Annotated in this window: 28 protein-coding genes; 23 read left to right on the top strand and 5 right to left on the bottom strand. The window is 35.3% G+C overall.

All coding sequences use genetic code 11. From position 1 onward, the window contains the following. Nucleotides 1-31: 31 nt before the first annotated feature. Entirely contained in the window at nt 32-1,840 is a 1,809-nt protein-coding gene (locus QZU81_RS01905; RefSeq protein ID WP_295589154.1) for a hypothetical protein, read from the top strand. 8 nt (nt 1,841-1,848) lie between these two features. Here the strand turns inward: QZU81_RS01905 and QZU81_RS01900 are convergent, their stop codons facing one another. Continuing rightward, complete coding sequence (locus tag QZU81_RS01900; RefSeq protein WP_292852082.1) at nt 1,849-2,982, bottom strand: NAD-binding protein; 1,134 nt, start codon at nt 2,980-2,982, stop codon at nt 1,849-1,851. Between the two features lie 69 nt (nt 2,983-3,051). Between QZU81_RS01900 and QZU81_RS01895 the strand changes: the two genes are divergently transcribed. Both QZU81_RS01895 and sfsA read left to right on the top strand, forming a co-directional pair. After that, nucleotides 3,052-4,593, top strand: a complete 1,542-nt coding sequence (locus QZU81_RS01895; protein ID WP_295589152.1) for an NAD(P)H-hydrate dehydratase — start codon at nt 3,052-3,054, stop codon at nt 4,591-4,593. Beyond that, nucleotides 4,580-5,293, top strand: a complete 714-nt coding sequence (sfsA, locus tag QZU81_RS01890; RefSeq protein WP_292852076.1) for a DNA/RNA nuclease SfsA — start codon at nt 4,580-4,582, stop codon at nt 5,291-5,293. Before QZU81_RS01895 ends, sfsA begins: the two co-directional genes overlap by 14 nt. Here the strand turns inward: sfsA and QZU81_RS01885 are convergent. From QZU81_RS01885 to QZU81_RS01875, 3 genes are all read right to left on the bottom strand, one after another. Continuing rightward, nucleotides 5,240-5,968: an NAD-dependent protein deacylase gene (locus tag QZU81_RS01885; protein ID WP_295589150.1), complete on the bottom strand. Its 729-nt coding sequence runs from the start codon at nt 5,966-5,968 to the stop codon at nt 5,240-5,242. The genes sfsA and QZU81_RS01885 overlap by 54 nt on opposite strands. Nucleotides 5,969-5,996: 28 nt before the next feature. After that, complete coding sequence (locus QZU81_RS01880; protein ID WP_292826851.1) at nt 5,997-7,175, bottom strand: argininosuccinate synthase; 1,179 nt, start codon at nt 7,173-7,175, stop codon at nt 5,997-5,999. A 257-nt stretch (nt 7,176-7,432) separates the two neighbouring features. Then, nucleotides 7,433-9,355 carry an IGHMBP2 family helicase gene (locus tag QZU81_RS01875; RefSeq protein WP_295589147.1) on the bottom strand — a complete coding sequence of 641 codons (1,923 nt, stop codon included), beginning with the start codon at nt 9,353-9,355 and terminating at the stop codon, nt 7,433-7,435. 44 nt (nt 9,356-9,399) lie between these two features. On the opposite strand from QZU81_RS01875, the gene QZU81_RS01870 reads away from it, so the two are divergent. From QZU81_RS01870 to QZU81_RS01860, 3 genes are all read left to right on the top strand, one after another. Continuing rightward, on the top strand, nt 9,400-10,140 hold the full coding sequence (locus QZU81_RS01870; RefSeq protein ID WP_295589145.1) for a succinylglutamate desuccinylase/aspartoacylase family protein: 741 nt from the start codon (nt 9,400-9,402) through the stop codon (nt 10,138-10,140). 92 nt (nt 10,141-10,232) lie between these two features. Next, on the top strand, nt 10,233-10,796 hold the full coding sequence (locus tag QZU81_RS01865; RefSeq protein ID WP_295589144.1) for a hypothetical protein: 564 nt from the start codon (nt 10,233-10,235) through the stop codon (nt 10,794-10,796). Between the two features lie 193 nt (nt 10,797-10,989). Continuing rightward, nucleotides 10,990-11,697 (top strand): metal-dependent hydrolase, encoded by a 708-nt coding sequence (locus QZU81_RS01860; protein ID WP_295589143.1) that lies wholly within the window; start codon nt 10,990-10,992, stop codon nt 11,695-11,697. On the opposite strand, the gene QZU81_RS01855 is transcribed toward QZU81_RS01860, so the two are convergent. Further along, nucleotides 11,694-12,662, bottom strand: coding sequence for an arsenic resistance protein (locus QZU81_RS01855; RefSeq protein WP_295589142.1), 969 nt, complete (start codon nt 12,660-12,662; stop codon nt 11,694-11,696). The genes QZU81_RS01860 and QZU81_RS01855 overlap by 4 nt on opposite strands. 294 nt (nt 12,663-12,956) lie before the next feature. Between QZU81_RS01855 and QZU81_RS01850 the strand changes: the two genes are divergently transcribed. The 17 genes from QZU81_RS01850 to QZU81_RS01770 are packed head-to-tail and all read left to right on the top strand — an operon-like array spanning nt 12,957 to nt 22,822. After that, entirely contained in the window at nt 12,957-13,271 is a 315-nt protein-coding gene (locus QZU81_RS01850) for a monovalent cation/H+ antiporter subunit E (protein WP_292826866.1), read from the top strand. Between the two features lie 43 nt (nt 13,272-13,314). Continuing rightward, the gene (locus tag QZU81_RS01845; protein ID WP_292826869.1) at nt 13,315-13,581 is read left to right on the top strand and encodes a hypothetical protein; all 267 of its coding nucleotides are present in this window, start codon (nt 13,315-13,317) and stop codon (nt 13,579-13,581) included. Beyond that, on the top strand, nt 13,578-14,000 hold the full coding sequence (locus QZU81_RS01840) for a cation:proton antiporter (protein WP_295589140.1): 423 nt from the start codon (nt 13,578-13,580) through the stop codon (nt 13,998-14,000). Before QZU81_RS01845 ends, QZU81_RS01840 begins: the two co-directional genes overlap by 4 nt. Further along, a complete protein-coding gene (locus QZU81_RS01835; protein WP_292826875.1) occupies nt 13,993-14,235 on the top strand; it encodes a DUF4040 domain-containing protein in 243 nt (80 codons plus the stop codon). The genes QZU81_RS01840 and QZU81_RS01835 overlap by 8 nt, the downstream gene beginning before the upstream one ends. After that, the gene (locus QZU81_RS01830) at nt 14,235-14,621 is read left to right on the top strand and encodes a cation:proton antiporter subunit C (RefSeq protein WP_292826878.1); all 387 of its coding nucleotides are present in this window, start codon (nt 14,235-14,237) and stop codon (nt 14,619-14,621) included. Before QZU81_RS01835 ends, QZU81_RS01830 begins: the two co-directional genes overlap by 1 nt. Then, the gene (ehbF, locus tag QZU81_RS01825) at nt 14,614-16,068 is read left to right on the top strand and encodes an energy conserving hydrogenase EhbF (RefSeq protein ID WP_292852048.1); all 1,455 of its coding nucleotides are present in this window, start codon (nt 14,614-14,616) and stop codon (nt 16,066-16,068) included. The genes QZU81_RS01830 and ehbF overlap by 8 nt, the downstream gene beginning before the upstream one ends. Beyond that, on the top strand, nt 16,065-16,400 hold the full coding sequence (locus QZU81_RS01820; RefSeq protein WP_292826884.1) for a hydrogenase: 336 nt from the start codon (nt 16,065-16,067) through the stop codon (nt 16,398-16,400). The genes ehbF and QZU81_RS01820 overlap by 4 nt, the downstream gene beginning before the upstream one ends. After that, a complete protein-coding gene (locus tag QZU81_RS01815; protein WP_292826887.1) occupies nt 16,393-16,674 on the top strand; it encodes an EhbH in 282 nt (93 codons plus the stop codon). The genes QZU81_RS01820 and QZU81_RS01815 overlap by 8 nt, the downstream gene beginning before the upstream one ends. Then, on the top strand, nt 16,671-17,147 hold the full coding sequence (locus tag QZU81_RS01810) for an MnhB domain-containing protein (RefSeq protein ID WP_292826889.1): 477 nt from the start codon (nt 16,671-16,673) through the stop codon (nt 17,145-17,147). Before QZU81_RS01815 ends, QZU81_RS01810 begins: the two co-directional genes overlap by 4 nt. Beyond that, complete coding sequence (locus QZU81_RS01805; RefSeq protein WP_292826892.1) at nt 17,144-17,395, top strand: energy-converting hydrogenase B subunit J; 252 nt, start codon at nt 17,144-17,146, stop codon at nt 17,393-17,395. Before QZU81_RS01810 ends, QZU81_RS01805 begins: the two co-directional genes overlap by 4 nt. Before the next feature lie 12 nt (nt 17,396-17,407). Then, nucleotides 17,408-18,814: a 4Fe-4S binding protein gene (locus tag QZU81_RS01800; protein ID WP_295589135.1), complete on the top strand. Its 1,407-nt coding sequence runs from the start codon at nt 17,408-17,410 to the stop codon at nt 18,812-18,814. Continuing rightward, nucleotides 18,815-19,306, top strand: coding sequence for a 4Fe-4S binding protein (locus QZU81_RS01795; protein WP_292826898.1), 492 nt, complete (start codon nt 18,815-18,817; stop codon nt 19,304-19,306). After that, a complete protein-coding gene (locus QZU81_RS01790) occupies nt 19,307-19,753 on the top strand; it encodes an NADH-quinone oxidoreductase subunit B family protein (RefSeq protein ID WP_292826901.1) in 447 nt (148 codons plus the stop codon). It abuts the gene before it with no gap. 11 nt (nt 19,754-19,764) lie between these two features. After that, entirely contained in the window at nt 19,765-20,892 is a 1,128-nt protein-coding gene (locus QZU81_RS01785) for a nickel-dependent hydrogenase large subunit (protein ID WP_295589133.1), read from the top strand. 3 nt (nt 20,893-20,895) lie between these two features. Next, a complete protein-coding gene (locus QZU81_RS01780) occupies nt 20,896-21,894 on the top strand; it encodes a respiratory chain complex I subunit 1 family protein (RefSeq protein ID WP_292852036.1) in 999 nt (332 codons plus the stop codon). Between the two features lie 12 nt (nt 21,895-21,906). After that, nucleotides 21,907-22,161 (top strand): energy-converting hydrogenase B subunit P, encoded by a 255-nt coding sequence (locus QZU81_RS01775; protein ID WP_292826912.1) that lies wholly within the window; start codon nt 21,907-21,909, stop codon nt 22,159-22,161. A gap of 1 nt (nt 22,162) precedes the next feature. Further along, nucleotides 22,163-22,822, top strand: a complete 660-nt coding sequence (locus tag QZU81_RS01770; RefSeq protein ID WP_295589129.1) for a DUF5612 domain-containing protein — start codon at nt 22,163-22,165, stop codon at nt 22,820-22,822. Nucleotides 22,823-22,824: the final 2 nt, after the last annotated feature.

Here is a 22,824-nt window from a genome sequence, read left to right as displayed (position 1 = left end):
TTGTGTTTATATTACATTTTAAGGTGACACAATGTTTAAAAAGGTTTTAATAGTTTTGATATTATTGATTTTAAGTATGAATTTTGTTTTGGCTTCAGAAAATGTGACTGAAGATGTGGCTTTTGATGAGCAAGCAACATCTTCCAATCAAACTCATATTGTTGAAGAAATGGAAATTAATCTTGACGATTCTTCGCCAATTGAAGAAAATCAAACTCAGACTAATACGAAAATTGAGACAAGGAATGTCAATAGTTATTATAAAGAGCATTCCGAATTAGTTAGCTACTTAAAAGATTGCAATAATAATCCTATTTCAAATAAGAAGGTTTCTATTTTAATCAATAATAATGTTTATAATAAAATCAGTGATAATGCGGGCAAAATTGTTTTGAAAATTACTTTAAAACCAAATACATATAAAGCTACAATTAACTTTGCTGGTGATGAAAACTATACTGCAAGCAATGCAACTGCTATTGTAAAGATTAATAAAAATGCATTGTCCATTCAAACCAAGGATTATAAAACATATTGGGAATCCGATTTGTTTTTCAAGGCAAAAGTAATTGGCAAATTCACTAAAAATCCTGTTAAAGGAATAACGGTTGCATTCAATGTTTATTTTTCCAAAAATAAGTTTAAGACTTATTATGCAACAACAAATGCAAATGGTATTGCGGAATTGAAGAAAAACTTCAAGGTTGGTTCATATAAGGTTGTCACATGTATTAAGAAAAACAAATACCTAAAGGCTAAAAAAATAAAAGCTGCCCTGACCATTAAGGAAACTGCTGAAATGGGATGTTCTTCATTGTACGTTCAAGTAAGCAATACCGAAGCTGTTGCCGGATTTAGAAGGGATGCGACTAATGCTAAGAATTTGCACATTGTCAAATATAAGCTAAATGGAATTCCTGCTGTAAAGCAGTATAAAAAGAATAGCTATTTCTTCCACACAATAACAGCAGCTAACGGTTGGATGGCAGGTACAGGCGGTTGGGATAATCCGACAATCAATCATGCTATTGAAAAATTGGCAGGTAAAATGTTTAAATCTGGTAAGATTAAAAAATCATACCTTAAGAAAATTCAAAAGTATGAAAGAAGATTGACCATTGGTCATTTTTCAATTAAAGCCCCAAACGGAAAATATGCAATTGTATGGGGAAGCGGTATAAAGATGGGTAAATTGAAACCAGGTCAATTTATTGACATTCCTAATTCAAGATCAATGTTTAGGCATGGTACATATGCCCATTATGATAAGAATCCTGCAAAGGCGGCCATTAAAATTGCAGCATCCGATTCATTTGGAGTAAACCGTAGGGATGCTACAGCATTCCATTGGAAAGCAACAACCAAAGAAGGCAAAACTACTGCAACAATAAAGGTTTATGCTGCAAATGACAATGGGCGCATGGTTGGAAAAAGCACAGGGCACTTGAAGGACAATATTTACTTTAAGGGCAAGTTCATATCAAAAAACAGCCTTCCAAAAACTCCGTCAAGCAAATATCTGGGCATTCATAAGATGGGAAACATAGATAAATTAATCAAGACCAAAACAATTGTCAGCGCTCCAAAGGTTACTACAAACCTTAATGAATCTAAAGTATTTAAAGTTACAGTAAAAAATAAGGCAACTAAAAAGGTCATTAAAAACCTTGTTGTTAAAGTAAAAATTGACGGTAAAACCTATTCTATTAAAACAGATAAGAATGGTGTTGCTCAATTGAAAACTAACTCCTTGTCTGTTGGAAGTCATAAAGTGTCAATATACACTAACAACATCAAATACTTGATTAATTGTAAAAGCAATATTATAATTAAAGAATAATTGAAAAATTATTCTTTTATTTCTTTTCTAGTTATTTCAGCTATTTCTTCATTGGATAAGTTAATTCCAATAATATCTTCAATTTTTTCCAGATCTTCAACCAATTTGTCAAAAGTGGTTTTATCAGGGCCTGAAATCAAATGGGAGTGGATGTTGTTTGTGCTTTTATACAAATTGTCTATAGCATGTCTTTGGTCATCATGTGTATTTAGATAGTTTTGGTATTTTTTACCGTCTACAGGATCTTTAGTCTTTATTTCACGTGTTAATGGTGTTTCGATTCCAGGGATATGGTAATCAATATTTTCTAATGTACAACCATGTTTGGCTATTATTTCAAATTCATCAAATATTTTATCAAAGGTGTGCTTTGTGGTTATTCTTAAAAGGTGGGGGCGTGTAGATTCAAAGTAAAGGTCTTGTCCGCCAATAATTTCAGGGGACACTATTTTATTAGCGCCCGCTTTTCTAAGTCGGGATATGTTTTCTATTTTGCTTGCTCTTGAAACGATCCACACGTCAGGATTTTGCTCACGTATTGTCAAGACTATAAATAGGTTGCTGACATCATCTCCAATACTAATGATTACGCTGTTGCATTTATCTCCGGCCAATTTTGTAATCAAGTCGCCTTCAGTAGCATCTTCCTGTATAACAACAACTGATTCGCATTCTTCAATACTTTGACATATGTTTTCATCTTTTTCAATTATTATCACATTTTGATTTCTTTGTGTCAGTTCTTTAAACACCACTTTTCCAACTCTTCCGAAACCACAAAGAATATAATAATCATCCATATCGTTTATCGCTTTCATTTTTCTAGCTCCTTTTGAATATTCGGTCATTCTCTCCTGGAAATTTGTTAATAAAATATTGAATACGTATGCAAGCAATGCAACTCCTGCAAGAGCTAAGGTTGTTGCAAAAATCTTTTCAATTCCAGTATGAGGAGTGTAGTCCCCATAACCTACTGTGGCCATAGTAATTACAGCATAATAAATAGAATCAATAATATTTAAGCCCATAATAAAATAGGAACCGACAATTCCGTAAATAAATAGGAATATAATCAGTATTAATCCTGTTACTCCATATTTTGTAGGCAATCTTGTTAAAAGTTTCAATGTTATTTTTCTCATGGAATTTTTCCTTAAATTAAGATAATTATATTTATATAATATACTTATATTTTAATTTAAGGTGATAATTTGGATCCTATTGATATGATGGTTACAGACCACAATTGTGAATATTTGGGTTTATCAAGATTATGTTTAATGGAATCAGCTGGAAAATCTCTAGCGGAAGAAGTGGGTAAAATTGCAGTTTATACATTTTCAAAACCAGTAAAAGTAGTGATTTTTACAGGTTCCGGAGGAAATGGTGGTGACGGATTTGTTGCTGCACGTTATTTATTGAACAGAGGATATGACGTCGACATTTACATGTTGAAGGATAACATTCGCTCCCCTTATTCAAAAACCAACCTGGAAATATTAATGAATATGAAGCCTCGCCTGTCACGTCTGAATATTTATAATCTTAAAACATTGGAAGACATTAACAGCAGTGAGCTGGCAAAAAGCCATGATTCTGAGTTTGTTATAGTGGATGGCCTTTTGGGAACTGGTATTAACGGAAAACTACAAACCAACATTAGAAAAGCTATTGAAATCATCAATGAATCAAAAGGAATCAAAATAAGCGTTGATGTCCCTTCAGGAATGGATCCTTTAACAGGGAAAGTCTCTGATTTGGCGGTAATTCCGGACTACACAATCAGTTTTCATAAAATCAAGACAGGCGTTAGAAATGCTGATGAAGAGGATGTAGGGGGTCTTGTAACTGCTGATATCGGAATTCCTTTTGAAGCGGAATATTTTGTAAACTATGGTGACTTTTTAAGACTTAAAAATAGAAATCCAAAATCACACAAGGGAAATAACGGTAAATTATTGATTGTAGGAGGCAATAAGGACTTTGCAGGCGCCCCCGCCATTGCAGGCATGGCTGCAATCGGTGCTGGTGCTGATTTGGTCTATGTTGCTTCGCCTGAAAAGGCCGCTGAAGCCATTAAATCAACATCTCCGGATTTAATTGTCAAATCTCTTGAGGGGGATAAACTGTCCCTTTCCCATGCCGATGAAATATTAAGCATTGCAGATGACGTTGATGCCGTATTGATTGGCCCGGGTTCAGGAATTGATGATGAAACCTCAAATTTATTCAATGTTTTGGCTGCAAAAATCAAAAAGCCGATTGTTTTGGATGCTGACGCTCTAAAACAGGTTGAATTGTCATTGATCAAAAATCGTGAAGATATTATATTGACTCCGCATATCTTTGAGTTCAAGTCACTGTTTGGTATAGAAGATGATTTGAAACTTGACATCGATTCATACGACTTTAATCATGTCGATGAAAATATCACAGAATTCCAGAAGATTACCCGTCAAATCAAAGGTTCTGTTGTTATTAAGGGACAATATGACTTAATTTTAAAGGAAACTAAATTCAAAATAAATAAAAGTGGAAATGCTGGCATGACTGTTGGTGGAACTGGTGATGCACTTTCAGGAATCGCAACCAGTCTGCTTTCACAAGGATTAAACTCATTTGATTCAGCATGTCTGGCCGTTTTCATTAATGGTCTTGCAGGAGATGAAGCTTTCAAGGTTAAAGGAAACGGTTTTTCAGCATCTGATTTGGTTTCCTACATTGGCAGTGTGATTAAAGATGGATTATGTTAAAGGGATTTTTAAGAATCGCCCAAATAGATTCATTGCCGAAGTTGAAGTAGATGGCAATTTGGAAATTGCCCATGTGCCTAACACTGGAAGGTGTAAAGAGCTTTTAGTTGAGGAGGCTGTCGTTTGGCTAGAGCCATCCGATAATCCAAATAGAAAAACAAAATTTTCGCTTCGATTTGTTGAGAATAAGGGAGTGTTGGTATCGCTTTACTCTCAGCAGGCTAACAGCATTGTTTATGATGCAATCGTTGACGGCAAAATAAAAGAGCTTCTAAATTATTCTCTCCATCAAAGAGAAAAAACTGTTGACAACTCAAGAATAGATATATACTTGGCTAATGAAAATGAAGAGTGTTATGTTGAAGTCAAGGGTGTTACTCTGATTGTTGATGGTGAAGCCAGATTTCCGGATGCTCCAACAGAACGTGGTGCAAAACACTTAAAAGAATTGATAAAACTTAAAAAACAGGGCAATCGCTGTGTCGTATTTTTCTTAATTCAGCATCCTGCCGGGAAATTCTTCAGGCCGAATTGGGATAATGATCCTGTGTTTAGCGAAACCCTCAATGAAGCTTACAGGCAAGGTGTTGAAATACTTGTCTACAGATGCGATAATCAATTGAGCGGAATTGAATTGATTCCACAATCACTTGACTTTGATTTGGCTCAAAGTCTCTCCAATGGCATCGTTGATGACTAATGTTGCAAGGTCATCATAAGGAGTTTCACTTTTGTTAATCAAAACAAGATTTTGTCCATTGAAATAGTTTATAAGTCCTGCGGCAGGATAAACAACGAGAGATGTGCCTCCAATTATCAGTGTTTCTGCCTGTGAAATGTAATCGACTGAAAAATTTAATACTGCATTGTTCAAGGGTTCTTCATATAATACGACATCCGGTTTTACAATGCCTCCACATTCACATCTTGGAATTGATTCGCTTTCTAAAATGTAATCCAGGCCATATTCTTTACCGCAGATTTGACAGTAATTTCTGTGAATGCTTCCGTGAAGCTCCAGGACGTTTTCACTTCCTGCTTTCTGATGCAATCCATCAATGTTTTGTGTGATGACTGCTTTTAGTTTGCCTGCTTTTTCTAATTCTGCAAGCTTTAAATGGGCAGGATTAGGTTCAGCATCTTTAAAAACAAGATTATCTTTATAATAATTGAAAAATTCTTCTGTATGGTCTAGATAATAGCTGTGTGAAACCAAATTCTCTGGTGTGTCTCCGTATTTCTCTAAGCTTTTAAAGATTCCGCTTTCTGATCTGAAATCAGGAATCCCGCTTTCTGTTGACACGCCAGCCCCTCCAAAGAATACAATATTGCCTGAGGAGTCGATTATTTGTTGAAGTTGGTTAATTTTAGACATAAAAATAAGTAAAGTGATAGCTTAAAAGCTATCTGTTTAATTTTTGGTAATTTGCCGCTTGAAGACCGTGGTATTTAATCATACCTTCAACTTCTCTTTGGTCAGTTTCTTTGTCTTCAAAGGTAATTTGTTCAATGCTGTGTAAGCTGAATGGAGATTTTCTGATGATTGGTTGAATGGAACCTTTAAAGAGTTTCATTACAACTTCTCCGCTTACTCTTTCTTGCATATTATCGATTGCTTGGTCAAGGTCTTCTCTTAATGGTTCTTGCCAGAGTGCTCTGTAGACTAAATCTGCATAGAGTCCGGACATGTATTCCGCGAATCTTAACTCGTCAGTTGTTAAGACCAATTCCTCTAATGCTTGGTGTGCTGCAATCAATAATTTTGCACCGGGGGTTTCGTATATTTCCCTACTTTTAATACCGATCATTCTGTTTTCGATGGTATCAACTCTACCAATTCCGTGAGCTCCTGCAATTTCATTTGCTTTTGTAATGATGTCGATTAATGGCATCATTTCACCGTTTATAGCTACTGGAATACCTTCTTCAAATTCAATGGATACTTTTTCCGGTTCGTCTTTAGCATCTTCCCAGGAAGCAGTCCATTCATAGATGTCTTCAGGAGGTTCATTTGCAGGGTCTTCTAAGACATCTCCTTCAATTGCTCTTCCCCAGAGGTTTTCATCAATACTGTAAATTTTATCGTAACTTAACTTGATTCCTTTGGATTCTGCATATGCCTTTTCTTCAGTTCTTGTTAGGTTCATTTCTCTGATTGGTGCAATGATATCCAAATCGGACATTGCACGAATTACTGCTTCAAATCTGAATTGGTCGTTTCCTTTTCCGGTACAACCATGTGCAATTGCAGTTGCCCCTTCTTTTTCCGCTACTTCTATAAGTTTTTGGGCAATTAATGGTCTTGCAAAAGCGGTACTTAATGGGTATCCTTCGTATTCAGCATTTGCTTTGATTCCACGTGCGATGTATTCGTTTGCGAATTCTTCTTTAGCATCTATATTGTAGTGTTTTAATCCTCCAATGTTAGCTGCACTGTTTTTTGCTTTTTCCATTTCTTCTTCGCCTTGTCCGACATCCACACATGCGGTAATAACTTCTACATCATATTTTTCTTCTAATAATTTAACACAAACGGAGGTATCTAGCCCTCCACTGAATGCTAAAAGTACTTTTTCAGTCATAATCAATCACCGTTAAATAATCTTAAATAAGAATAATTATACATTAAATGTTCTATTTTTAATAGTATTTATAATTTTAAAAAAAGTTGGCAGAAGAAATAAACTCTTAATTTGGGGTTTTATAATTGAGGTTGAAAAGTTGTATGTGTTTTAAAATCGGGTCCCTAATTAAGAGTTTGGAGGAAAAAAGTTATGACTAACTTTTTTAACCTTGTTTATTGTATTTGTTGTCATAGTATTTAAAAGTTTAGGTATGCCTAAATTTCTATCAATAAGTTTTTATTTTCAGCAAATTCTATGAGTCTTGAATATGTTGGATTTGTCTTTAGAGTTTCTTTATTGCCAATAATAATCAGTTTTCGTTTTGCTCGTGTTATTGCAACATTTAATCTTCTTAAATCTTTTAAAAATCCAATGTTTCCATTATTATTGCTCCTTACAGTTGATATGATAATGATTTCTTTTTCTCTGCCTTGAAATCCGTCAACTGTCTTCACTTCAACAGGGGTTTGCTCTTGAATTATCTTCACCTGGTCGGCGTAGGGACTTATAATTCCGATGTCCTCTTCACATACTCCTGCATTCAGATAATCGTTGGCAATGCTTACAGCAACTTTAGACTCCAATTCATTCACTATTGATTTGGAATCTTTCAGGTGTTTTTCACCGTAGCCATCAACTTTAGACGTGTCAATAAAAAGAAAAGGCTCTTCGTTATTGTCAACTCCAAGCAAATCATCGAGAGTTATTTCATCAACACTGGAATCGCTTTTCAGGTTGTTGTTGTAGAATTCCCTGTTTGGAAATTCCATAAGCATTTTATTCATTCTGTATTGGACATTCAAAAGTTGTGATTTGAACGGGTATCGTTTAATAAGCTCTTCGAATAATGTTTTTTCCAAAGGATGTGCCTTTTCACTGATGATTGTTGGCGGAAGCTGCTTATGGTCTCCTGCAAGAATGAACCTGTGCGCTTTTGCAATTGGGATTAAAATGCTGGGAATTGTGGCCTGCGAAGCTTCATCGATGATTGCAACATCAAATTTGGTTCTTGCAATTGATTCAAGAGCTGCTGAGGAATTTGTTGATAATATAACATTGCTCCTTTCAATGATGTCCCGAATCATCCTGTTTTCTATCCTTCTTATTTCGCTATGAGCTTCATCAATCTCCTGGTTTGTTGCAATCCAATGCGCCATTGATTTCATCTGATCAGGGCTTATTCCACGACCGCCCTTTCCTCTTGAAGCATTATACAGTATATCATAATCGCCAAAACCTCTCCTATATTGTGGAGTCGGTTTTGTGTAATTCTTTCTTTTTTCTATTAGTTTGTCAATTTTCTTGTGAATCCTTTTGATTTTTTTGTTTAATTCATGATTTTCAACTTTATAGGCTAAAGTTTGTGTAATATTGTGTTTTGAAACTCTTTGAGGATGTCCCAGTCTTGTCAAGTTTAATTTTTTATTCTCCATCAATCTTTCCAGGATATTGTCTACAGCGGCATTGCTTTCAGCTGTAGCTAAAACTTTATGGCCCTGCCTTGTTTCCTGTGAAATCAGTTCAACCAGTGTTCTGGTCTTGCCTGTTCCAAAAGGACCATGAATCAAAAAGAAGTTTTCGCATGAAAGCGCATTTTCAATAGCTGACTTTTGGGATTCGTTAAGGAATTGGTCAATGTATGCAATATAAGGCACTGGACGATTTTTTTTAGGATTCCTATCATTCAACATGTATTCTAAAGCATTCTTTCCTTTCAGACTTAAATGATTTAAATTGTCTTCCATTCTTTTGAATGTAATGTCATTTGCATATAAGTCAATACGGACTTTCTTTTTTAAAGCCCATTTCGGAACTCGCTTATCAAAAGCTACTTTAACGAATCTCGCTCCTTTTTCGGTCACTGTTCCAGTCAAATCGCTTCTCAATGGGTTGTCCGTGCTTATTAAAACCATATCTCCAACTGATATTTCCGTTTCAATCTTTTCGGATCTTCCAAACTGAACAATTTGCATTCCCAGTTCCGTTCCTTGCCTTTTTCCTTTGACTTTGTTTATGGCTCTTCCCAACTGTTCTCTTTTCTGACCGGACATTGTACTTATTTCATGTGTCATCAGGTCAATTTCAGCATCTCTTTCATAATTGACGAGCCTAATTAGGTTTTTGATATATTTTTTCATTTTCATCCTTATTTTTAAATAAGAGTTTCAATGTATAATTAATTATGGTTTTTAAAAAAGTTGAGGGATTTGACAATTTGGAAATTGATTACATTTCCAATTTTTCAGGGGGTTACATTTCCAGAAATAGAAATCTCATGGAGCAATTGGAGCTGAATAATCTTACTCAACTGATTTTAGAAAAATCCGTTTTCGGAACACCGATCTTTAAGCTAGGCAGTGGTGGCAATAAACTTTTAATCTTATCCGGGATTCATGGAAATGAACTGCCTGCCCAGATTGCGAATGTGAAACTATTGAATCATTTAATCGGCGCTGATTTGTTCACCACCCTATATTTTATACCGTTTGCCGCTCCAAAATCAACAATGAACAATGAAAGAACTTTCAATTCAATGGATTTGAATAGGTCAGCCCATATTAAGAATTCGCTGAGCAATCTGATAATCCAAAAAATCGAGGAACTGCATATTGATTTTGTCGGTGATTTTCATTCAACTGCCCGAAACAGCAATCCTGGCTTTGAATCTATTTTTTCATCCAAATCTCCAAGTCCTGAAAGTTTTTTGATTGCTAATTTCATTTCTAAAGATGTGGGATCCAGAATAATTTCATTCGACTATGCCGGGTCATCTTATAAGGGTGCAGTTGAGGATGTTTGCAATTTAAAGGGCATTCCTGCGATTACTGCTGAAGTATTGTGTCCTTTTGCAAATGTTGGAAAGGGCACAGTTGAAAAATCATATATGCAAATGGAAAGCTTTTTGAATTATTTTGGCATCTAATTTTTAATGTTAATTAGTCTGATTGACATGTATTTTCACTGTAGGTTGCATAACTGCAAATAATTGAAGGATATGGTAATAAAAATGTTAATGTGGATATTTATAACCATAATGCTAGCGTATCAATTATCAGTATTGGGGATTCACCTAATGTGATTGACCATTTCCCAATGGCTGCCTGGAAGCAGAAGGCGATTACTGCAGCTATACTGACTGGAGTGACTATAATTTCAGCGGGTGCTGGATTTGGAGTTTCTGCAGCAATTTCATCAGCCGCACAACTTGTTGGTTGGGCAATAGGTGCTGGTGTAGGTGCTATTGGTGGAACTGTTGATGCAATCATCTATTCAACTGATAACCAGGATTACAGTCAATTCATGAACCGGGTTCGAGATGGTGTTGTCATAGGAATCAGTGCGGCTTCATTAGGTATGGCCATACATAATGTTATAAATTATAAACCTAGTGAATTTAAATCTAATGAATTTGATCCTACTAACATTAAACCTGGTGAATATAACCCTAGTGATTTTTTAAATCCCGAAGCGTATAATGGTGCTGAAAAGTTCTTATATGACGAAAATGTCCAAGTCGGAGATATTGATAATTATTTATATCTCGATGATGGCTTTAAGTTTTCAGAGGGTTATGGATAAATACTTTTAAATGGAAGAATGAATGGCCATTTCATTCTTCCTTTTTTTTTAATTTTTTAATCCTTTACTAAAAATCCAAAGAAATTTAATTATTGGATCTACAATACTATTTTTTCAATATAGAATACTTTTCAAATGCTCTTGCATTAATTATTTTTAATATAGAGTTATAAGTTTAAGTAAGGTGATTTAAGTGCCATCTTACAAGGGACATTCGATATTTGCATTAATACTCGCATGCATGTTTTTTCACAGTCCTCTGTTAATTGCTTTAACATTCCTCGGTGCAAATATCCCGGATTTTGACCATAAATTCAAAACGGAAAATGTCTATAGGATGATTATATTGGGGTTAATAGTGTTCATTTCACTTTATATGCTTAAATTACCTTATTACGTAGGGTTGATTATTGTATTTCTAGGTGTCACGTTCTATTTTTCAGAACATCGTAGTTTTACACATTCGCTTTTTGGGGTTTTAACATTAACTTCCGCCGTCAGTCTGGTATTGATATGGTCGTTGGAGTTAATTCTTGCCGTGACACCTCTCAATAATCAATATCTGTTAATGGCAGTATTGCTCATAATTATCAGCTTTTTATTTTTGAACAGGAAGCTTCTGATGATTTTTCTTCCAGTATTTTTCCTTAGCTTATTTGTAATTCCAAATGCAGAGTTTTCATATATTGAAGTCGTTTTAAGCTTATTGTTGGGTGTGTTTTCTCATGTAGTATTGGATTCGTTCACTCCTGCAGGAATTAAAATATTTGCTCCGATATCCTCAAAAAAAGTTTATAGAAACTTTGGATTGGTCATGATATTCCTATTGGTTATTTGCGCGTTTTTGTATCATGCCCCATTTTTGTTTAACCTGTTTGAAAATTATGTTAAGGCATATTAAAATCTGTAATTGCAAACAAAAAACAGTCCTGAATTTTTAATCCATAAACAGAATTTAGAAACAGTGTAAAGTATAGGCAATTCAATCAGGGGTCCGATAACAAGTGCAATGGATATTAATTCATGTCCAGGAAACGAATTTATTGCTATGGCCAGTGCCAGAGGTGAATTGCGTGCAAGTGTTGTCATTGTTAAACTCGCATATTCAGAATAACTGAAATTAATTTTTTCAGACACTAATAAATCAATTATGACATTAACAATGAAAAATATTATTAAAGGGATGAATATTGTTACAACGGAGTTTAAATTTGTAAATAACAATTCTCCCTGGCTTGCAAAAATGCAGAACACCGCAAGTGATAAAAACCAAATTTGCAAGTCTGTAAAAATTTCTGTTGCTTTTTGTTTTAAATCATCTTTAAGCAGGAATTTTGTAGTTTGCGCCGCTATGAAAGGTATGACAATAACAATTAAAAGTGAATAAGCTAATTGCACATAATCCATTGTATTTCCGCTTGAGAAAAATAATATCAGATATACAGGAAGCAAAATTATTTGCAAAATTAGGTTAATCGGCAATATTGATAGACTTAAGGTCAAGTCTCCCTTTGCAAGTTTTGTAAATACCAGATACCAGTCTGTACAGGGGGTTAGAATCAGCATGAAAAACCCGATAAGCACGTCAACATTCCCTTTTAAGAATAATAATCCTATAAAATATCCGAATAATGGCGTCCATATGAAATTTATTATTAAACTTGTTGATGTAAATTTGATATTCTTAAAGCTGTCTTTCAAGTCGTTTAGGGGAACTTCTAAAAATAATCCGTATAACATTAGGCATAGGAATATATTGATCAGATAAGAGGTATTATCTGCTATTAAATCAATATTGCTTAAAACAAGTCCTAAAATCACCGCTGAAAATATGATTATCGGTTCTAGTTTTTCAATTAAGTCCATGCAATCACCTTTTTAGGCATGACTAAATTTGTATGTCTTATTATATATATTTTTTAAGTTTATACATTTTTTCTTATTTTCCAATTTAGCCATGTTTTTTTCCTCATTGCTTTCATTGGGATATTATTTTGTTCATTTAATTTTTTTTAGAATATTTTTAATATTTTTTTAGAAATTACTCATATTTTTTTTAAAAATACATACATTTATAATAAATAATCATGATAAATAATAATATTATTATATAGTCAATTTTTTGGCTGTTTATTAAAATAATGAAATGGAGCTTGTTTAATGTTTTTGACTAGAATTGGTTATGGAATTATTTATTTCTTAGACCTTATTTATGAAATCATTAAATCAACAATAGATGTTGCGTTTAATGGTGTTATGAGGAGAAATATTGATCCTATAGTTGTTGACATTGAAACTGTTTTAGAGAGGCCGGTTTCACAGACAATTTTAGCAAACAGTATTTCTTTAACTCCTGGTACTTTGTCTGTTGATTTGGACAGTGAAAATAACATTATCAAAGTAGCTGCTATTTCTCCAAGAAGTAAAGAGGATATCATTCCTTTTGAAAAGTATATAAAGAAAATGTTAGAGTAAAAATGCATAACATTTTCCAAGTAAAATAATCGAGTGAGATAGTATGGATATATTGTTTATTTCAAAAATTATTGTGGTTATTGCATTAATGATAATGATGCTGGCTGCTTTAAGGGCAAGTGCATATAAATCCACATCAATGGGGCTTTTAGGAAGTTCTCTAGTAGTCAATGCCTTTGCTGTTGCATTGCTGATTGTTGGAGATTTATATAACCTTGGTTTCTTTAGAGATATATCATTAGCTTTAATATTCTTTGGTTTTGTAGGCACAGTTGCTTTCGCTGTTGTTTTGGGAGGTGATGATGGATGATAGAATATGTTCAATCAGCCCTTCTTATCATAGCGGCAGTTTTAACTATAATTTCCGCAATTGGTCTTCTTAGCTTAGGAAAAGACACAAAGAATATTGTTTATGCAAGAATCCACATTGTAGGTATTTTTGATGTTGCATGTATTATTGCAATGATTGCAATAGGCCAATATTTGCTTGCTGGAATTTATTTCATTCTAGCTCCGTTTATAGCACATGCAATAGCTAATGCTTATTGGAAAAAAGAAGATAGAGAAAATAATTTAGATTTACAGAATGTTGAAGTAGAAGTGGATGAAAATCATCCGTTTTTCCATCCTAAAGAAAAAATGCAAGCTTTAGAGAGCGAAGATTCAGAGAAACTTAAAGCGGATGAAAGATTTTCAGTTACTACATTAGAAATTGACGAGGATGAGTAAGATGTTAGAGTTTGTATTATGCATAATTATAGTTTTAAGTGCAATTCTTGCTCTTATTCAGAAAGATTTACTAAAAGCAGCAATCTTAACAGGATTTTCTGGCGGGGCTCTTGCAGTTCTCTTCCAGATATTATTGGCTCCCGATGTAGCTTTAACTCAAGCTATTGTGGGTGCAGCGATTGTTCCTGTATTCATTGCTTTGGCTGTACAGAAAACTCAAAGGGAGGATAGCTAATGGCACAGACACAACTTGCGATATTATTGACATCAGTTGCTCTAGTTGTCATAGGTCTTTATGCGGCGATTTTCGTTGATAATATCATAAAAAAGATAATCGGTATTAGTTTTATTGAAGAAGGCGCTAATCTGTTCATTGTTGCTATCGGTTATAAGGCAGGCGGTGTTGTACCTATTCTAATGCCTGGAATGGACACATCATGGTTTGCTTCAAACGCTGCTTATCCATTGCCTTTTGGTTTGGTACTTACCAGTATTGTAATTGGCGCAAGTACTTTGGCCGTTATGCTTGCTTTAGTAATGGTTCTTTATAGAAGATATGGTACTTTAAGCACAAAAGTGATGTTGGCGGATACATCAAAACAGGAGGAATACAATGAATGAGCTAATTCCACTTATGGTTATTGTTCCTTTGATTGCTGCATTGTTGATCAGTGCATTTTCAAAGTTCAATAAGGTAACTAAGATTTTTGCATTTGTTGTTGCAATCTGTCTTCCGCTGATTCCGTTATTGTCCAATTATGGATTGCATTACTTTGGCGGATATGAACCTATTTTGGATAATGTGACAAGTTTCGTATATCATCCTGCAATTACCTATTCATTTACTTTCTTGCAACAGATATTCATCGCAATGATAGGTCTTTTAACATTTTTAGTTATATTCGTCTATTTAACTAAATATAAGGAAGTTTCAGGACCATATTTATTCTTATTGTTCTTAGGTACAGCTGCAGTTACTGCAATGCTTTTAACTGATGATATATTCCACATGTTCGTATTCTTTGAGATACTGGCACTTGCACAGGTAGGTATTGTTGCAGCTTCTTCAATTGATTATAGTTATGAAATGGCTTTAAAATATATGATTTTAGGGTCAATCGGTTCTCCAATAATGCTTTTGGGAATTGGATTCCTATTGGCATTGACTGGTAGTGTAAATGTTACTGATATTGCAACAGCTGTTCATAATGGTTTGGTTGACGCTACATCTCCAGTATTTTTAACTTCACTCGGATTAATATTCTTTGGTTGGTTATATGCCTCTGGTTTACCACCTTTCCATACTATAAAATCTGGAATTTATTCAAAAGCGGAACCTCATGGAGCAGCATTGCTTCAATCATTTACAGTCATATCCATGATTTCAATCGTATTGATTATGCACAGGATTTATTCCACCTTGCCGATATTTGAAGTTCTCATAGTTTTCTTCTCTATCTTGGCTATGATATTGGGTGTCTCTATGGCTCTTACCCAAACAGACTTCAGAAGAATGATTGGATTTTTAGCTGTTGGTGAACTTGGTTTCATAGGTTTAGGTATAGGTCTTGGAACTAATTATGCGATTACAGCGGGTCTGTTCCAAGCATTAAACGAAATCATTATTACTGCATTATTATTCATTGGATTTGGCGCAATCGTTAACGCAACAAATGAAGTGGATACACGTAAGCTCGGAGGGCTTTTGGCATATCATCCAAAAGTAAGCCTCATGCTTTTAATTGCCGGTTTGGCAATGGCAGGAGTTCCTCCATTAAGCGGATTCCAATCCAAATTAATGCTTGTTCAAGCATCTTTAAACTGTGGATTCCCTGAAATATCCATTTTGGCTATTATGGTAAGTATCGCCACATTTGTAGTATTCGTAAAAACATTCTATGTGATGTTCTTAAGGCCAAAACCAAAAGAATTGGAAGTAGAAGGAAAAGAAGTTCCTCGTGCAATGATTTTTGCTATGGGAATATTGCTAATATTGGTTATAGGTTTAGGTTTATTCCCTGATGTTGTTGTAAATGGAATTTCTAGCTTTGTAGGAGGGATATTATGAAACTATATGATCAAATATTCGATGTTGTAAAGCAATTCAAGAAATTGTTTTCACCGGGTCCTGTAACCAATGCGGATGTTTCCGGTAGCATTACAGCGGAAATATTCCTGATTGTATCATTGGTTCTCTCAGCAATATTGCTAAGGCATGTAAATGTTTTGCTTGCAGGATTGGTCACATTCATATTGGCAATTGTTCTGATTTCTAATATTCCGCTTATTCCTAAGTTCAAAATCGAACAGGAAGATTCTTTGGAAAAGATGATATTTTATGCAGTTGTAACACTTTCAATTATTGTCGTGTTTATGTACTGGGGTGGTAATCTTGTCTGATAAAGCAACAATTCGCAGTTTGATTGCAGCAGTGCTTGCAGCAATATTTTCTGTTACATTATTTGATTCAGTATTCCATTTAAGTAACATGATTAACCCTGGTGTAAGCAATATTTACAATGCTTTAGGAACTCAAATAGCTCCAAACCTTGTAACCGTTGTTATTTTTGATTTCAGAGCATACGATACATTAGGAGAATCAATTATATTGTTGACTGCTGGTTTGGTAGTATTACTTATATTTGGTAGAGGATTATTGGGGGATAAACAATGAGTCAAGGCAGTGTAATTTTAAAACTAATATCTTTACCAATTTCAATCCTTTTAATTTGTTTAGGTATAATGACTATCCTTGGAGGACACATCACTCCTGGTGGTGGTTTCCAGGGAGGTGCAATGATAGCTAGTGGAATCATATTATCTGTTCTCGTTTATGGATTAGGTAATTCTCCATTGGAATTATCTCATTTGTACATTGAAGTTTTTGAATCTGTAGGTGCATTAGGATTTGTCATCTTTGGATTAATCGGTTTATTCGTTGGAGGATTTTACCTGTACAATTTCGGAACCGACCTGTTGAATGTCGTTCCGGCAGCAATCCAAAGCGTTTTCCACTATCCGGATGTAACCAATGCAGGTATTATTCCATACCTCAATATCTTTGTTGGTTTGAAAGTATTTGCAGGTCTGTCCGCAATCGTCATTGCATTTGCAGGTTTTAAAAAGATTGTAGAGGAGGGTGAATGATGTTAAGTTTAGGACCAATAATATTCGGACTAATATTGGGTTTAGTTATTGGATCTCAGATTAAACTTAATGTTAGTGATGCAAAATTCACTAAGGCATCATTTATCGTGATACTTATTGCAGGAATTATTGTAGCATGGCAATCTGGTAATTATCCATTCTACACAGATTTGCCGATTTCTACAGCATTTTTATCTGCATTAATAGGAATTTTTGTAGGCAAACTACTATTTGCAAGGAGTAAATAAGGAGTTTTTATAATGTTTTTAACAACTAATACATGTGAGGGAAAAAGAGATTGTATTAAACAGTGTCCTACAAAAGCTATTAGATTTATCAATGGAAGAGCTTTCAGCTGTCTTACCTGTGGAATATGTTATGAAAACTGTCCGAATGGCGCCATATTCCAAAATGGCTATGGAGGTTATGTTGTAGATCGGGCCAAATGTAATGGCTGTGGAATGTGTATGCACAATTGTCCTACAAACAATATAACCATTGAAGACGGCATTGTATATGGAATCTGTTCACGCTGTGGAGTATGTCAGGAAGTCTGTTCCAACCGTGTTGACGGATTTGAACTTGAAAAGGAAAAGCAGATCAACTTCATAGAATCATTGAAAATACTTTATCCTTCTTTAGGGGTTGTTCCTCAAAAAGAGGAGTCTGTCGCTAAAGAGGTTTCAAGAAGCTACTTCGGAACTGACACAGAAAAATGTATCTTATGCGGCAGATGTCAGCAATATTGTCCGACCGGAGCAATTCACGTTAAAATTGATAGGGATGAAGGAATTTGTAGTGAGTGCAGACTATGTGAAGATGTCTGTCCAAACCAATCAATGAACAAACATCAAATTGTCAACAAATCATCCTGTACACTTTGTCTTAATTGTATGAAGGCTTGCCCTAACAATGCAATTTCTGTTGATGAATCTGCGATTATTGTCAATAAGATTAATCAGAAACCGTCAGGTTCAATCGTATCATGTCTGAATTGCGGATTATGTGCAGATTTATGTGAAAATGAATCTCATAAGTATGTTGATGGCAAATTAAGGTATGATCCGACTATGGATACTGAAAATACGACTCATGAAATTGCAATCGATGCATGTCCTATTAATACATTGCATGAGGATGAGGAAATGTTTATCTATGACGAGTTTAATGAGGAAGAGTTGCCGACATTGGCGGGATTCTGTGTATCCTGTGGAAAATGTGTGCAGGTCTGTGATGAAACTCATGCACGTCAATATATGACTCATACATGGGACGGAAGCGTTTCAGAAGATTGCATCTCCTGCGGAATTTGTGCAGAGGTATGTCAGGAGGATGCTATCATATTGCACAGAGGAACAATTTCCGTTAACTTGGATAAATGTATCTTATGTGAAAACTGTGCAGTGCACTGTCCGGTTGATGCCATTCCAAAATCAACATTGTATAAAAATGAAATCAAAGACGGATTCAATTTCATTGAGCAGCAATTATGTATGCATTGCGGATTATGTCATAAAACCTGTTCATATGATGCAATAGATGAAGTTGATGGCGAGTTCATTGTAAATGAAGAGAAATGTACCTATTGCGGAGCATGTAAGAATGCATGTCCTGCAAGAGCGTTTTTATTCGAGAGAAATTTTAAAGATTCAATAGAGGGTATTTAAATGAGAAACTTAATTAGAATAGCTTTGGAAGGAGCTTTCACCAACTTTAAAAGAATCTTTTTCGCTGCTGATAGGGTTACAGATATGGAGTTGAGAAGACAGATATCTACGCTTTCAGTTGAAGTGGATGATAGGGTTGATGAAAAGGCTTGCATTGGGTGTTCTGGTTGTGCTAATGTTTGCCCAACAGGGGCAATTGAGATGAAGCCATTAGCAAATCCTGTTAAATTAACTGATGATTGGACTAAAGATAAAGTGCCTGAAATTAATCTTGAAAAATGCGTGGTATGTTATTATTGTCATGATTTCTGTCCAATATTCTCATTGTATGGGCAAAAAGGAACAGTTCATCCAAGTTGTGTTGGTGACCAGGAAGTTGAAATTTCAGAATTCCTTGATCAACCATTTAAGATATCTGATGATAAGCTTAAGGTTATTGCACAGTATTTGTCCGATAATACTGTATTAAAAAATAGAGAGGAAGGTGATTAGATGGGAATTAAATCATTTTCAAGAGCAAGAGCAATACATGTCATGTTAGTTTATACTGGTGGATGTAATGGATGCGACATTGAAATTGTAAACTCCATATTATCACCTAGATTTGATGCTGAGCAATATAATGTGTTTTTAACTTGGAATCCTCGTGAAGCTGATGTTTTGGTCGTAACAGGACCGGTTACACATTTGAATAGGAAACCATTAGAGAAGATTTATGAAGCCATACCTAATCCTAAATTAGTTGTGGCTGCAGGAAGCTGCGCTTTAATGGGTGGTGTTTATAAGAATTGTTATGGTGACATTCCTTCTGAAGAGATTGAAGGGCCAGTCGAAAATATCATACCGGTTGCGGCGAAAATCCCTGGTTGCGCCGTAAGGCCTCAAGATGTTTTGGCTGGAGTTGTATCACTTTTACCTACATTATTAGATGCGGACTGAGAGGGGATTAAATGGATGAAAAAGTACCGAGAAGCAATATAATTGAAACTGAAATTCCAATGGGTACAGTTCACCCCGCTGCATTGGAGCCATATAGGGTAAGGTTTTTTGTAGAGGATGAGATAGTGCAGGAAGCCGAGATAACTATTGGTGTTAATCATAGGGGTATTGAAAGGATTATGGAGGGTCTTCCTGTCCAAAAGGCAAATGCACTTACCGAAAAAATATGTGGAATCTGTTCTAATTCACATATATGGAATTCATGCAGAACCGCTGAAATGGGTTTAGGTATTGAAATTCCAGAGAGAGCTGAGTATATTCGTGTAATTATGGGCGAACTTGAACGTTTGCATTCACACTTCTTGTATTTGGCGCATGGTTGTGAAGTACTGTCCCATGAAACATTTTCAATGAGAGTGTTCTACTTAAGGGAAATTGTAATGGAACTGCTTGCAATGATTGGTGGAAACAGAGTTCAGTACGGATGTTCCGTATTGGGCGGAGTAAGGCCAAGATGTGAATTGGACGAAGCAAAAATATTGAGAATTAAAGAGGATATGGACAAGGTAGAAGAAGGCCTCACTGATTTTGCCAACAGATTCACTGCCGATCCAATCGTGATGTCAAGGATTGCCGGAATTGGGGTATTGCCACAAAAGCAAGCTATTGAACTTGCTGTAACCGGACCGACATTAAGGGCTACTGGTGTTGCAAGAGATTTAAGGACAACAATGTTCGAATATGATAACTTTGACTTTAATGTAGTCACCCAACCTGATGGGGACGTCAAATCCAACTTGTTGATGAGGGCATTGGAATCCTTCGAATCAATAAAAATCATCAGGCAGGCTATTGCAGATATTCCTGAAGGAAAATTGGTCAATCACGACTGGGAAATGGTTGACACAGACATAACCGAAAGTTACATTGAAGTTCCAAGAGGAACTTTGTATCATTCTTATGCACTTGAAAGTGGAAGGGTAAGGCACTGTATAATTAGAACTCCGTCAATGGCAAACATTGGTGCAATGCAATATGCATGCATTGGAGACCAGATTACAGATGCTCAATTATGTATCGTACAATGTGACCCTTGTTTCACATGTACCGATAGGGCAATTGAAATAATTAGGAGGTAGATTATGTTTGAAAGTACAGCAATAAATTCAGTTCTTGCAGTAGTTCTTACAGTGATAGTCTGCTTTATAATTTCAACATTGCTTCCTGGAATTGAGAGAAAATATATTCATGCAAGAATTCAGCAAAGGATTGGGCCGATTGTAATCGCTCCGGGAATAATGGCTCCATTGAAATTCATGTTTAAGGAAAATGTGGAGATTTCATCTCCTGTTCCTAAATTATACAAAATATTGCCGATTATCTGCTTTATTGTGGTTTTATGCGTGCTCATTACATTAACTCCACAAGCTTATAAAATACCTGCGCTTTCAAGCTTAGTGGCTATCGTTGGATTTTTAAAGGTAGAGGAAATATGTTATGTGCTGATGGGTTCATTGTCTAAATCCGTGATGTCTTTAAGAATGCCGTTTCCAGATCTTGTAAAAGGCGGAGCACATTTAAACGCTCAAAGGTCATTTGTTGAAGATATCAGTGCAAAAAGATCTCTCAGAATGATTACATACGGATCTTTCCCATTGTATTTGGCGTTGTTTGCTCCAGTAACCGCTGCTAGAAGTATCTTCTTGCAGGATATTGTAGCATACCAGCAAGCTAACGGACCATTCTTATTCACAGTATCCGGGGCAATAGCAGCTATCGTATTCTTCATAGGATACATGATTATATTGAATGAATATCCATTTTCAATTATTAAAGCCAAATCAGATGTTATTGAAGGACCTTACATGGAATATGCTGCAAAATACAGGTCAATTGTCTATCTTACAAGAGGATTTTTCATGTTCGTACTCGGCTGTGTCTTTTCAGTATTGTTCATTGGAATTCCACCAAGCATATTCTCATGGGGAATTTTAGTCAATATCGCTGTTGCATTGATATTCGTATTCATGATGGGAATATTATCAGCATTCAGCCCGGTATTTACAAATAGGCAGTTATTGCCTACAATATTAGGCGCAACATTACTTGGCGTATTATCTATTGTACTTGGATTATTATAGGAGGAATTATTTATGAAATTTGTTATGAGACCGTATCACATGGTAAGTCTTGGAGGATACATTGTTGAATGGGATTTTCCTTACAGAAATTTAATAGTGGTAAATAAAACCTCCGAACCAATAAAAATTGAAATACCTGTATTTCATGAAGAATGGATTCAAGAGCATAGGGAATTAGGTCTTGAAGTGATTCCCGTTACCAAAGATGACAATTATTTAAGCATGTGGAAAAGAGCGCATGCAGAATTAGATAAAGTAAGGCCATAAAATGAGTGATTATACATTAACTATTAAATCACATGAAAGAAAAGGCGTTTTGGATGATATCACTGATGTCATCACTAGCCATGGTGCCAACATTAGTTATGTTCACCTTTTCGTTGAAAAGAATAACATAGGTTCTATTAATTTGGAGCTAGAGCATGTTGAAGACATTGATAAGTTAGTTTCAGATTTAGAAAATATTTCTGAAGTCAAATCCGTCGAACTGCATGGCTCTCAATTTGATATTTGGGGAAAGCGTATAATCATTGTTGGTGGTGGTGCACAGGTGGCCCAGGTGGCAATGGGAGCTATCACTGAAGCAGATAGGCACAATATACGTGGAGAACGTATAAGTGTAGATACCATTCCATTAGTCGGTGAGAAAAATCTGGCTGAAGCTATTGAAGCCATTTCAAGATTGCCTCGTGTCAGTGCGTTAGTGCTTGCAGGTTCACTTATGGGTGGAGAGATTACTGAATCTGTTAGGAAAGTAAAAGAGGAAAGTAATTTGATTGTAATTTCCCTTAATATGCCTGGAAGCGTAACCAAACATGCTGATTTGATTATAACTGATCCAACTCAGGCAGGTGTTTTAGCAGTCATGGCTATTGCCGATACTGCAGTTTTTGATATTGCGCGCTTAGGAGACAATATTAAATTTTAATT

This window comes from uncultured Methanobrevibacter sp., from assembly GCF_902770715.1.
GTDB lineage: Archaea > Methanobacteriota > Methanobacteria > Methanobacteriales > Methanobacteriaceae > Methanocatella.
The sequence above is the reverse complement of the archived record's forward strand: the minus strand, read 5'-3'. Positions and strand labels throughout refer to the sequence as shown.